The 11,496-nt window shown below is 61.1% G+C and carries 16 protein-coding genes and 1 tRNA gene; all 17 read right to left on the bottom strand.

The annotated features are described in order from the left end of the window. Positions 1-11: 11 nt before the first annotated feature. On the bottom strand, positions 12-1,235 hold the full coding sequence (gene coaBC / locus Q1K49_RS06820; protein ID WP_300524324.1) for a bifunctional phosphopantothenoylcysteine decarboxylase/phosphopantothenate--cysteine ligase CoaBC: 1,224 nt from the start codon (positions 1,233-1,235) through the stop codon (positions 12-14). A 41-nt stretch (positions 1,236-1,276) separates the two neighbouring features. Next, positions 1,277-1,525, bottom strand: a complete 249-nt coding sequence (gene rpoZ / locus Q1K49_RS06815; protein WP_300524321.1) for a DNA-directed RNA polymerase subunit omega — start codon at positions 1,523-1,525, stop codon at positions 1,277-1,279. Beyond that, positions 1,522-2,109 carry a guanylate kinase gene (gene gmk / locus Q1K49_RS06810; protein WP_300524318.1) on the bottom strand — a complete coding sequence of 196 codons (588 nt, stop codon included), beginning with the start codon at positions 2,107-2,109 and terminating at the stop codon, positions 1,522-1,524. Before gmk ends, rpoZ begins: the two co-directional genes overlap by 4 nt. After that, a complete protein-coding gene (locus Q1K49_RS06805) occupies positions 2,093-2,356 on the bottom strand; it encodes a DUF370 domain-containing protein (RefSeq protein ID WP_029166313.1) in 264 nt (87 codons plus the stop codon). Before Q1K49_RS06805 ends, gmk begins: the two co-directional genes overlap by 17 nt. Before the next feature lie 5 nt (positions 2,357-2,361). Beyond that, positions 2,362-3,249: a YicC/YloC family endoribonuclease gene (locus tag Q1K49_RS06800; protein WP_300524312.1), complete on the bottom strand. Its 888-nt coding sequence runs from the start codon at positions 3,247-3,249 to the stop codon at positions 2,362-2,364. A 1-nt stretch (position 3,250) separates the two neighbouring features. Further along, complete coding sequence (gene hflX / locus Q1K49_RS06795; protein ID WP_300524310.1) at positions 3,251-4,381, bottom strand: GTPase HflX; 1,131 nt, start codon at positions 4,379-4,381, stop codon at positions 3,251-3,253. Next, a complete protein-coding gene (locus Q1K49_RS06790; protein WP_300524308.1) occupies positions 4,368-5,006 on the bottom strand; it encodes a lysophospholipid acyltransferase family protein in 639 nt (212 codons plus the stop codon). The genes hflX and Q1K49_RS06790 overlap by 14 nt, the downstream gene beginning before the upstream one ends. A gap of 10 nt (positions 5,007-5,016) precedes the next feature. Further along, the gene (gene cmk / locus Q1K49_RS06785) at positions 5,017-5,688 is read right to left on the bottom strand and encodes a (d)CMP kinase (RefSeq protein ID WP_300524307.1); all 672 of its coding nucleotides are present in this window, start codon (positions 5,686-5,688) and stop codon (positions 5,017-5,019) included. Beyond that, entirely contained in the window at positions 5,688-6,569 is an 882-nt protein-coding gene (locus Q1K49_RS06780; RefSeq protein WP_300524304.1) for an HDOD domain-containing protein, read from the bottom strand. The genes cmk and Q1K49_RS06780 overlap by 1 nt, the downstream gene beginning before the upstream one ends. Positions 6,570-6,601: 32 nt before the next feature. Then, positions 6,602-7,321 carry a pseudouridine synthase gene (locus Q1K49_RS06775; protein WP_300524302.1) on the bottom strand — a complete coding sequence of 240 codons (720 nt, stop codon included), beginning with the start codon at positions 7,319-7,321 and terminating at the stop codon, positions 6,602-6,604. A 34-nt stretch (positions 7,322-7,355) separates the two neighbouring features. After that, positions 7,356-7,952 (bottom strand): SMC-Scp complex subunit ScpB, encoded by a 597-nt coding sequence (gene scpB / locus Q1K49_RS06770; protein WP_300524300.1) that lies wholly within the window; start codon positions 7,950-7,952, stop codon positions 7,356-7,358. Positions 7,953-7,965: 13 nt separating this feature from the next. Then, positions 7,966-8,703 (bottom strand): segregation/condensation protein A, encoded by a 738-nt coding sequence (locus Q1K49_RS06765; protein ID WP_213694437.1) that lies wholly within the window; start codon positions 8,701-8,703, stop codon positions 7,966-7,968. An 82-nt stretch (positions 8,704-8,785) separates the two neighbouring features. Continuing rightward, a complete protein-coding gene (trpS, locus tag Q1K49_RS06760) occupies positions 8,786-9,775 on the bottom strand; it encodes a tryptophan--tRNA ligase (RefSeq protein ID WP_213694438.1) in 990 nt (329 codons plus the stop codon). Between the two features lie 101 nt (positions 9,776-9,876). Then, entirely contained in the window at positions 9,877-10,662 is a 786-nt protein-coding gene (locus Q1K49_RS06755; protein WP_300524295.1) for a Nif3-like dinuclear metal center hexameric protein, read from the bottom strand. 66 nt (positions 10,663-10,728) lie between these two features. After that, a tRNA-Ile gene (locus tag Q1K49_RS06750) sits at positions 10,729-10,805 on the bottom strand. A gap of 57 nt (positions 10,806-10,862) precedes the next feature. After that, the gene (locus tag Q1K49_RS06745; RefSeq protein WP_213692787.1) at positions 10,863-11,048 is read right to left on the bottom strand and encodes a ferredoxin; all 186 of its coding nucleotides are present in this window, start codon (positions 11,046-11,048) and stop codon (positions 10,863-10,865) included. 85 nt (positions 11,049-11,133) lie between these two features. Beyond that, on the bottom strand, positions 11,134-11,496 hold a 363-nt coding region (locus Q1K49_RS06740), incomplete at its 5' end, for a phosphoribosyltransferase family protein (protein WP_300524291.1).

Genomic DNA, 11,496 nt, shown 5'->3' with positions numbered 1-11,496 from the left:
AAGGGTGGCGGTCATGCCCCTTTTCCGCGAAGTCGTTTTCCGACCTCGTCCCACAGGGAATCCGCCACGGATTCCTTGGTTCCGGAGAATTCGGCGACGACACCACTTTCGTCGATGACGGCCACACTGTTGTCCTCCGCGCCGAAGGCGTTACGCCGGCCCGAAACGGGGTTGGCGGCGATCATATCCAATCCCTTTCTGCGCATCTTGGACTGCGCATGGGCGATGAGGTCGTCCGTCTCCGCGGCAAACCCCAGCAGAAACTGATCCGCCCGCTTGCGGCTTCCCACGGCGGCGGCAATGTCAGGGTTCTGTTCCAGGTCCAGACAGAGACGTTCTCTCGATTCGCGCTTGATCTTCCGCGTCTCCTGCTGTGCCGCCCGGAAGTCGCCCACCGCTGCGGCCTTCACGATCACCGTCGCCCACTCGAGCTTCCGCATGACCGCATCGTACATCTCCCGGGCGGAGGTGATGCGAACACACTCCACTCCCGGCGGAGGATCGAGCGGAACGGGCCCCGTCACCAGACAGACTTCGGCGCCCCGGTACCAGGCGGTGCGGGCCATGGCGTACCCCATCTTTCCGGAGCTCGGGTTGCTGAGGAAACGGACGGGGTCCAGAAATTCGAGGGTCGGTCCCGCCGTCACGAGAACACGCACACCCTCCAGATCGCGCTTGGGAGAAAGGGCACGCCACAGTTCCTCCAGGATGACATCCTTGGAGGGAAGGCGTCCGCGCCCTTCGTAGCCGCAGGCCAAATACCCCTCCTCCGGCTCGATCACCCGGTATCCCAATTCGCGACAGCGGACGACGGAGGCCCGTGTGGCCGGATGGTCCCACATGTGCACATTCATGGCCGGAAAGAGCACCACCGGGGCGCGCAGCGCGAGAAGCGTCGCTCCGAGGAGCGTTCCCGCCTCTCCCTGGGCTATCCTGCGCAACGTTTCCGCCGTGCAGGGGACGACGCCACAGGCCTCGGCCCGCTCGGCGAGGCGAATATGGGGGATTTGCGGCCCCCCGTCGTCACTCAAAAAATCGCGCTCGAGCCATACCCGCCGTTCCGACAGGGTGGCGAGCACCATGGGGCTCACGAAACGCTCCGCAGCTTCCGTGAGGATACAGTCCACCTCGTTGCCGCCATGTCGCAGGGCCCGAACGAAATCGGGGACCTTGTAGGCGGAGATGCCCCCGCTCACCCCGAGAAGAATCCGCCGCTTCTCCTTCCACGTCGTCACGACCTCGCCTCCCTTCCGCAGCCGAACGTTCCCGTGCCTTCTCAGGCGGACGGCGATTCGTCGGCGCTCCGAGGTGCGCTTTCCTCCTCGGGAGGAAAGGAAAGAACAAGCGAGCCCGTGGCGAGCTCCCGTATGGCCGAAGAAATGTACTTCTCTCCCGACTCCTCCAGAATATTGCGTCCCTTGCTCTCGCTGAGCTGCCTCGCCCGCTGGCCGAGGACACGGGTGAGCAGGTATTTGTTCTCGATGGGCAATCTACTGAAAAGCTTGTCCAGGTCGCAAAAAATCATGACTGAACCTCCTTGGGATTTCTGTAGCTCTCCACGAGGGCAATGAGCTCCTCCGCAGCGCGTTCGACATTGTCGTTCAAAATCACGTGATCGTACTTCGAGGCCATTTCCATCTCCGTCATGGCGTTTCTCAGGCGGAGGGAAAGGTCTTCGGATGTCTCGGTGCCCCGCTCCCGGAGCCGATCGGAAAGCTCATCCACGGAGGGCGGAGCGATGAAGATGAGCACCGCATCCGGACAGGCATCGCGTACGGAGAGCGCTCCCTGGACGTCGATCTCAAGGACCACATCGCGGCCGCGCTCCAGCTCTCGCCGCACGTCTTCGGCACGGGTTCCGTAGTGATGGTCGTGCACAAAGGCCCATTCGAGAAATTCTCCGCGATCGCGAGTTCGGTCAAAGATCTCTTCCGTGACGAACCAGTAATCGATGCCGTTCCGCTCCCCTTCCCGGGGATGTCGTGTCGTGCAGGAGACGGAATAGGCGAGCCCGGGAACCCGGTCGAAAAGGACCTTCCGAAGGGTTCCCTTTCCGGCGCCGCTCGGTCCGGAGATGACGAAGAGTACCCCTCTATTCCTCCTCGCCATCGTCCCCTCCCACTTCGAAGCGATGGGAGAGGGTCTCAGGCTGAAGCGCGGACAGGATCACATGATTGCTGTCCGTCACGATGACCGCCCGGGTCTTTCTCCCCTGCGTGGCGTCAACGAGCCTGCCCGCTTCTCTCGCTTCCTCCTTCAGGCGCTTGATCGGAGCGGAGGCGGGACTGATGATGCCCACGATGCGTTCGCCCACCACCATGTTGCCGAAACCAATGTGAACCAGACGATATCCCATGTCTCTCACTCCGCGTTCTGAATCTGTTCTCTCAGGCGCTCGAGATCGCTCTTCGCCTCGACCGCGACCCATCGCAACTCCGCGTCCGCCACCTTGGACGCGATGGTGTTGATCTCCCTGTTCATTTCCTGAAGGAGGAAGTCAAGCTTCTTGCCGCTCCCTTCCTCGCCATCAAGGATATGCAGGAATTTTTCAAGATGGCTCCGGGAGCGGGAGATCTCTTCGGCGATGTCCCAGCGATCGGAGAGAAGAGCCATCTCCTGAAGCAAACGTCCCTGATCGGGGAGAGAACCGCACTCCACCGCAAGAAGCGTCACCCGCTCCACCATGGACCGGAAGGCATTGTCCCTCATTTCCGGCCAGCGTCGCTCAATGAGGTCGATCCGTTCCTCGAAGAGGCGCAAATGGCCTCGTACATCCTCCTCAAGGTGCTCGCCCTCGGTTCGTCGCATGGCATTCCATTGCGCAAGGGCATCGTCGAGAGTGGAACGCAGGGCTTCCTGGATGGCCTCGTCCGATGCGTCCTGGGAATCCGCCGCACCTCCCACGACACCGGGAAGGGTGAGAAGACTTTCCCAGCGAAACTCCCCGGGAAGACCCAGAGACGTGCGCAGGGCGTCAATTTTACGAACGTAGGCTTCGAAGATCTCTTCGTTGATGAGAGCGCTCTTTGTGGCAAGGGCGAGGCGAAGCTCCACGCGAAGCTGAGCTTTCCCCCGGCGGAACGCCTGGCGTACCCTTTGTTGCAGCGCATGTTCGGCATGCCCCACTTCCCGGGGAAGGCGAACGCTCACTTCCTGGAACCGATGATTGACGCTGGATATTTCGACGGCAAGGGATCCCCATTCTCCCTCGCATTGAGCACGCCCGAATCCTGTCATGCTGCGCAGCACACTACACACTCTCCTCCCAGGGCTTCTCGTTCAAACGTGCGGCGATCCTTCGGAGAAGAACGTCAAGACCGTCTCCCCGGAGAGCGCTCACGGCAACCACCGTCTCTCCTGCTCCGACAAGCCTCTCCTGAATTCTCTCCAGAAACACGGCATCGACGAGGTCGGCTTTGTTGAGCACCAATATTCTGGGCACCGTTCCGGCGCCGATGTCGAAGAGCATCTGCTGCACCGTTTGGAGCGTCTCCGTCACGTCCGGGGAGGCCACCTCCAGCACAAGCAACACGAGATCCGCCGCCGCGACTTCTTCGAGGGTCGCACGAAACGCCGCCACCAACGCCGGTGGCAACTTCCGGATGAATCCCACCGTATCCGCCATCAGGATCTCCCGTCCTCCGGGGAGCGTCACGCGACGCACCGCCGTGTCCAGGGTAGAAAAAAGCTGATCCTTGGCGAGGATGGAGGCATCTCCCGAAAGAGTCCGCAACAACGTGGACTTTCCGCTGTTTGTGTACCCCACAAGGGCGACCGTGGGAAATCCGGAGCGGGAACGTCGTTTCCGCTGATATTCCCGGCGCTGCCGCACCACCTGGAGCTTCTTGTCGATATCCCGGATACGCCTCTCCAGTTTCCGTCGATGCCGCTCGAACTCTGTCTCCCCGGGACCTCTGGTTCCGATGCCTCCACCCGTCCGGGACATCTGCTGCCCCAGGCCCTTCAGAAGGGGAACCTCATAGCGGCACCGGGCGAGCTCCACCTGAAGTTTCGCCTCCGCGGTGTGCGCCCTGGCCTGGAAAATCGTGACGATGACGCCGGGACGGTCCTGGATTTCCAGACCGGTTCGCTTCTTCAGATTGAGCACCTGGCCGGGCGTGAGAGCATCATCGAAGACGAGAACGCCCGCATCAAGGGAGCGCGCCATCAGTGCCGCCTCCTCCGCCTTTCCCTGCCCGATAAAAAAAGCGGGATCGGGAGCCGCTCGCCTCTGCACCACCGTTCCCACCACGCTGATTCCCACGTTCTCCAGGAGAAGCAGGAGTTCTTTTTCGAGAAGCACTCGCAGATCTTCTTCTCCGGGGCGTTCGAGAAAGACCGTGAGCGCTCTCCGCTTGGAGAGGGAGCTATCCTCCGGCACGAAAATCCGCCTCCATGGACTGCAGACGCCGTTCGAGTTCCTCCAGGATCCACTGACGCCGTCCCTTCTCGGAGCACCCCTCCGGCGCCTGCTCGGGATAGATCGTCTCCCCGTACACGACCCTGAGCTTGCCCGGCCTGGGGAATCCCGCTCCGGGGGGCATGGCGCGAAACCCTCCGTCCACGAAGACGGGAAGAACCGGCGTCATGGTCCTGCTCGCGAGCAATGCCACACCGCCCTCCAGTTTCTGCAACCGGCCGTCCTTGGAACGGTGGCCTTCGGGAAAGAGCACCACACTTTCTCCGGACTCGAGAAGCTCCAGAAGAATCTTCAGCACGACTCCCGCACGCTGGCTGTCCTCCCTCGCCACCGGGACCGCTCCCACGGCGGAGACGACGAAACCGATGAAGGGAACCCGAAAGAGTTCCTCCTTCGCGAGAAACCGGAGCCTTTCCGGATAGGAAACGCCGACGGCGATGGGATCGAGATGACTGCAGTGATTCGAAGCGATGATGAGAGGTCGCCGCTGCGGCACGCCTTCAAGACCTGAAACACTGCATCGGTGATACAGAAGAAGATAGAGCTTGCAGAAGAACCGGACGAGAAAATACTTGAGGGTTTTCATGGAGAGGACCTCACGTGCTTCGTCGTGCGGCGACCATATCGAGGAGGTGCTGTACCACTTCTTCAATGGAAAGACCGTCCGTATCCAGGATCACCGCATCGGGCGCCGCCCGCAGCGGCGCCACCTCCCGCTCCGAATCGATCCGGTCCCGACGGCGGACATCCTCAAGAACCGTCTCAAGGGTACAGGACTCCCCCCGTTCCCGAAGTTCCTTCCATCGGCGCGACGCCCGCTCCTCCTGGGAGGCGGTGAGAAAGATCTTCAGCGTCGCCCGGGGAAAGACCACCGTTCCCATATCCCTTCCATCGGCGATGAGTCCCTGTTCGCCTGCCTGGTCGCGCTGCAGATCCAGGAGCTTCCGCCGCAGGGACGGCAGAGCCGCATAGGCCGAGACGACCGCATCGACCCTGGGCGAACGGATGGACTGCGTCACGTCCTCTCCATTGACCAGAACAGCGTTCGTCTCCAGCTTCACCGTCACCGCCGCCAGCTCGGCGTCAAGGACGGCCCCCTCCACGGGAGGAATGTTCTTACGATGCAGAAAAAACGCGAGGGCACGATAAAGCGCCCCCGTGTCGAGAAAAGGGATCCCGAGTTCCTCGGCGATTCTCCTCGACACGGTGCTCTTGCCGGATCCAGCCGGTCCGTCGATGGTGATGAGCATTCCCATGAATGACGTCACTACTCCCCTACCTGAAATTCCTCGTCCACCTGGGAGATCAGATCGACGATCTCGGACATGAGTTCCTCCACATCGGAGATACCGAGACGTTCCAGCGCGTTCTCCGACAGATAGTACTGAAGGCCGTCCGCACCCACGCCGATGCCGAGCATGAGACAGAGCACATTCGCCACGTGGATCACATCCACGATGGAACGGATGACACCCTGTTGTTCCTCGTACGCTTCCGGCTCGTGGTGGTATCTGGCCGCAGCCATGTACGACTCCGGAAGGTTCCACTGTTCGAGAATGAGTCCGCCCACGAGGGCATGGTCGAACCCGAGCACCTGGCGCTCCGCGTCCATGAAGGGCACCTGCTCCTCTTCCACGAGGCGCACGATGATCCCGTAGCCGAAACGGACGAAATCGTTGAGCACGATCTTTCCCAGATCGTGCAGCATGCCCGCTACATAGGCCTCTTCTTCTTCCACCTTGCACTTTCTGGCGATGTGTTTCGCCGCGAAAGCGACACTGAGGGAGTGCTTCCACAAAAGCCCTCTGTCCAAAGCGTAGCCGGAGAAGGAACTGTCCATGAACTTGTAGACCGACGCGGCGAGCACGATGCTCTTGACGGTCTTGAACCCGAGAAGCGCAATCGCTTCAGTGACGCTCACGATACGGCGGGGCAACCCATAATAAGCGGAATTGGCAAGCCGCAAGATACGGATGACGAGTCCCTCGTCCTTGGAAAGACGATCGGCGACATCCGATGCGCTGCTCTTCGGATCGTCGAGTTTCTTCAACGTGTCCACCACAAACTGGGGCAACGAGGGGATATCCTTCACACGTTTCAGGACCCTGCGCTGAATCAGTTCGCGGGTTCGTTCGTCAAGTCCCTGCATCCTCTCCCCTCCCGGCGAATAGGCATTTCGAACTAGATCCTACCACCTAGAGCAATCATACGACACAACTCTTCCCGGGTAAACAGCCGCCATGCCCCCGATTGAAGTTCGGCGAGTTCGAGTTTGCCCACGGCGACGCGGACAAGACGCCGAATCCGTAATCCCAAGGCTCTGGCCATGACGCGGATCTCCCGCTTCTTTCCTTCCTGGAGATCGACCCGAATCCAGGAGGACTTCTCAGCACCCCAGAGCGACTCCACGAGAACGGGCACGACGATCCTGCCCTCCATGAGGATGCCTTTTCTCCACTGCTGCAGCGTTCTCGCGTCCACCGGCGCGGTCAGGCGCACGTGGTAGCGCTTGATCACGCCGAAGGAGGGGTGCATGATTTCCTGGGCAAAATCGCCGTCGTTCGTGAGAAGCAACAGTCCTTCGGAGTCTTTGTCCAGCCGCCCCACCGGGAAAAGCCCCTGCTCGACCAGGGAGGGAGGCAGAAGATCCAGCACGGTTTTCTCGAAGCGATCCTTGCAGGCGCAAACCACACCGGGTGGTTTGTGAAAAACCACGTAGAGCTTTTCCGTCGGGGAGGCGACGACGCCGTCCACCAAAACGAGATCCGTTCCGGGGAGCACGCTTCTTCCGGGTTCCCGCACCACCTCTCCGTTCACCCGGACTCTTCCTGCGAAAATCAGCGTGTCCGCGGTCCTTCGGGACCCTACGGCACAAGAGGCGAGATACTTGTTCAGCCGCATGGCCGTCCCCTCCGGGCGGAAAGAATGCACGGAGTCATTCCCCCTCGCCCTCCGTCGAAAAGGAGGAGACGCCGTCGGTCGTCTCTGAGGCGTTCGCGAGTTCGTCTTCGAGCTCCTCCCGGGAGGGAAGGGCTGCGATGGAATCGAGTCCGAAAAGCTCCATAAAGCGGTCCGTCGTCCGGTAAAGGAGTGGGGTTCCCGTCCCCTTCTTTCTCCCCGCCACGCGAACAAGCCCGTGTCCCAGGAGAGTCTCCACCACACGATCCGATCTCACTCCCCGGATCTCCTCAATCTCCGAGCGCGTCACAGGTTGATTGTAGGCGATAACCGCCAATGTTTCCAAGGCGGCCTTGCTCAGGCGTATCCTGTTGCTCCCCGCCACATCGCGAAACCGGAGAAGCACTTCCTCAAGGTCGGAAGAGGTGACCATCTGCCATCCTCCGGCCAGGGCAAGAAGGGTCAACCCGTGTCGTTCCGCTCCGTAGTGGTCCCGCAGGGAGGACAGGGCCGCTTCCACGGAGGCCGTGGAACTCCCCGTGGTCTCCGCGAGTTCCGCCGTGGAGACCGGCTCGGAGGCGATAAAGAGAATCGCCTCGACGGTTCGTTCCAGGGCTGTCAGAAAAGGCTGCACCGGCCCTTCTCCGCTACAGGGCGACGACGGTGACATGACCGAACAGTTCCTTCTGAAACATGCGAAGTTCCCCCAGACGACTCAGCTCCAGGAGTGCAAGAAGACAGAGCACCAGCACCGATTTCGTCGGTGCCGGGGCAAGCAGCTCCTCCAACGTCACTTCTCCGCGCTCGTCGAGAAGATCCCGGATCTCCTGCATGCGCGTCTCCACCTGGGTCTCCTCGGGAACCGCCATGGGAACGCCTTCCCAGGCGAAATCCTCGTAGCCTTCTTCGTCACCCTGAGCACCGCCCCGTTTCCGGTCGAGCAGGCGCCACCAGAGACGGGAAAGCGCATAGAGATCCCCCAGATCGTAGATGGGCGGCCCTTCGTCGGCTCCCAGGCGGGAGAAAAAGGCGCTGCGCGCCCGAAACCGCTCGCCGAAAACCTCCGCCGCCTTCCGGTAGGGACGGTAGCGGGAAAGGGTCCGGACCAGGTCTTCCGGAGCATCGTCCTCGTCCTCGGGGAGCATCGCCGTCTCCCGGTCGGGAAGGAGCGCATGCACCTTCCCGAGCAGAAGGCGTGCCGCAAGAGAGAGGAATTCCGCCAATTCCTTGATGGTCGTGCGTTCCGTCTCGGAAAGGTACTTCCCATACAGGGAAATGACCTCCCAGACGCGAATGGTGGAGACCTCGATGGAACGGGATTCCACAAGTGCACACAGCACATCCAGCGGTCCGGCGAACGAACCCGTCACCACTTCATAGGACACGGCACCCGCTCCTGTCGCGTCGTTCCCGGCTCAAGAGAGCGGAGACCACTGAAATCTCCGCAAAGACTCGCCGCACCTGTTCCTACAGGACAAGCCCCATGGCCTGCTTCACTTCGTTCATCGTCTCCACAGCGACGAGCCGGGCCTTCTTCGCCCCCTCCGCCAGAATGTCCATCACTTCGTCCCCGTGGTTCTCGTAGTGACGTCGTCGCTCCCGAATCGGATCGAGCAGGGTGTTCACGTTGTCCCGGAGCACTTTCTTGCAGTCGATGCAGCCGATTCCCGCAGTGCGGCACCCCTGGGCAAGTTCCTCGCGGCAGGCCGCATCGGCGGTGAACACCTTGTGCAGATCCCAGACCGGGCATTTTTCCGGATCTCCCGGATCGGAGCGGCGCTCCCGGGCAGGATCGGTCATCATGGTCCGGAGTTTCTCCCAGATGACCTCGGCACTGTCGGAGATGTTCAGGGAGTTGTCGTAGGATTTGCTCATCTTCCTTCCATCCGTCCCCGGTACCTTGGGAAAGGGTGTGAGCAGAATGTCCGGCTCGGGGAAAACCTCGCCGAAGAAATTGTTGAACCGTCGCACGATCTCCCGGGTAATCTCCAGATGCGCGGACTGATCCTCCCCCACAGGCACCTTGTGCGCCTTGTAGAGAATGATGTCCCCCGCCATGAGGACGGGATAGCCGAGAAACGCATAGTTTCCCAGGTCCTTGTTCTTGAGATTGAGGATCTGGTCCTTGTAGGTGGGACACCGCTCGAGCCAGCCCAAAGGCGTGATCATGGAGAGAGCCAGATGGAGTTCCGCGTGCTCCGGCACGTGGGACTGAATGAAGATGGTGCTCCGCTCGGGATCGAGGCCGGAGGCGAGCCAGTCGAGAAGAACCTCCCGGCAGTTGCTCCGCACCTTGCTCACGTCGGCATAGTCCGACATGAGGGCGTGCCAGTCCACAATACAATAGAAGCACTCATAGCCGTCCTGCATGCGAACCCAGTTCGTCAGCGCTCCTGCCAGATGCCCGAGATGCAGTTTTCCCGTAGGGCGCATGCCGCTGAAAACACGTTCCTTCACTTCCGATCACCTCTTGTTTTCCGCCGATTCACAGCGGTTCTCCGATACACACACATCTCTTTGAATCATCTCATGACGCTTACGTGACGCTTACGTGACGCTTACGCGGAAAACATCCGCCGCGGAAGAGGAAAAACTTCCGTCTCAAGCCCCGTCATTTCTCGGACCGCCATGGCGAGATGTTTCATGGACCATTCCTCCATCTCGCCATGGTCGACCACGACGAGATCGAGTCCGTGCCACAGGGCATCCGAACGATCATGATACTTGAGATCGCCCGTTACGTACACGTGCGCTCCCGATGCGGAGGCGGCTCTCCAGAAACCGCCACCGGAACCGCCCAGAAGGGCCACCCTGGAAACAACGCGGCGGGGGTCGCCGTACGCCTGAACCCAGGAAATGTTCCACGCCTCCCGGAGCCTCACGCAGAAGTCCTGCAGGGGGATCGCCACATCAAGGAAACCGACGGCCCCGTCACCCCAGAGTTCGACCTCCGTTGCAGGCAGGAGGGGCCGCACGTCCCTCAGAGAGAGCGCGCTCGCCAGGGCGACGTTCACACCGATGCGGGAGCGATCCCAGTTGGTGTGAAGAGCGACGAGGGCGATGTGATGCGCTAGGCTCCTCTCGATGATCCGTCCCTCCCGCGTATCGAGGAGCACGTTTTTCAAGGGGTGCAGAAAAAGGGGGTGATGGCTGAGGAGCAGCGAGCACCCCTTTTCGGCGGCGCGCTCCACGATTTCTTCAGTGACATCCACGGCCACGGCGATTCGTTTTACGGACCAGGAAGGCGCCCCGACGAGAAGCCCCACATTGTCCCAGGGCTCCGCTCCCGAAAGAGGCGCGATCCGATGTACTTCCTCCAGGATTGCGTCCACTCGCTTCTCCATCGCCTCTCGCCACCTCCCCGGTCATACGAAAAAAGCCACCGCTCGGTGGCTTGGCATTCGTGATTCTGGTGGGCCCACCTGGACTTGAACCAGGAACCTTCCGGTTATGAGCCGGTGGCTCTAACCACTTGAGCTATGGGCCCGCAAGCACGCACAGAAAACGGCTTTCCCCAGGAAAGCCCAGAAAAGCCGTCGATCCGTCACTTTTGCTCTATATGGATGCACCCGACAGGGCAACTGTCTACAGCTTCGGCGGCACACTCCGAACCTTCGGGGCGAATGACTCTCGCTTTCCCCGCGTCCTCGTTCAGTTCGAACACGTCCGGGCAGATCTGAGAGCACACGCCACATCCGATGCATTCGTCCGCATCAAGCGTTACGACCATGATTATGGTCACCTCCTTCCGCGGGACGATTGTAGCGCAGGTCATGACCCGCGTCAAACCGGATCCGGACACGCCGCAGTGCGTTTCAGCGGGGTGCCACGTCGACCTTTGCCACACCCTCCGCGTTGGAGAGACGAAGCAACGCCGTGTATTCCGGAACGGCTTTCTTTTGAGGCTCCGTGGAAACCAGGAACACGCCCACTCCCGCGACCTTCGCTCCGAATTCCTGGGCAACCTGGAGCATTCCCGCTGCGGTGCTTCCTCCGCGCATGAAATCGTCCACGATGAGCACCCGGGAATCACGTTCGAAATGGCGCATTCCCATGTACATGGTCCGCACATCTCCTCCCGCAGTGGGATAGTGCACCGCCACGGCGGGCCCGTCGCTCGCCCTGTTGCGGAAGCGACACACCGCCAGCGGAACCCCCAGGGCATAGGCCGTGAACAT

It is taken from the genome of Aminiphilus sp. (assembly GCF_029975095.1).
Taxonomy (GTDB): domain Bacteria; phylum Synergistota; class Synergistia; order Synergistales; family Aminiphilaceae; genus Aminiphilus.
The sequence above is the reverse complement of the archived record's forward strand: the minus strand, read 5'-3'. Positions and strand labels throughout refer to the sequence as shown.

Excerpts from the sequence above, each read along its gene's own strand:
- Q1K49_RS06745 (WP_213692787.1), bottom strand. The coding sequence starts at position 11,048 with ATGGTCGTAACGCTTGATGCGGACGAATGCATCGGATGTGGCGTGTGC.
- rpoZ (WP_300524321.1), bottom strand. The coding sequence starts at position 1,525 with ATGATTTTTTGCGACCTGGACAAGCTTTTCAGTAGATTGCCCATCGAG.
- Q1K49_RS06775 (WP_300524302.1), bottom strand. The coding sequence starts at position 7,321 with ATGCGGCTGAACAAGTATCTCGCCTCTTGTGCCGTAGGGTCCCGAAGG.
- gmk (WP_300524318.1), bottom strand. The coding sequence starts at position 2,109 with ATGGCGAGGAGGAATAGAGGGGTACTCTTCGTCATCTCCGGACCGAGC.
- Q1K49_RS06780 (WP_300524304.1), bottom strand. The coding sequence starts at position 6,569 with ATGCAGGGACTTGACGAACGAACCCGCGAACTGATTCAGCGCAGGGTC.
- Q1K49_RS06755 (WP_300524295.1), bottom strand. The coding sequence starts at position 10,662 with ATGGAGAAGCGAGTGGACGCAATCCTGGAGGAAGTACATCGGATCGCG.
- Q1K49_RS06790 (WP_300524308.1), bottom strand. The coding sequence starts at position 5,006 with ATGAAAACCCTCAAGTATTTTCTCGTCCGGTTCTTCTGCAAGCTCTAT.
- Q1K49_RS06805 (WP_029166313.1), bottom strand. The coding sequence starts at position 2,356 with ATGGGATATCGTCTGGTTCACATTGGTTTCGGCAACATGGTGGTGGGC.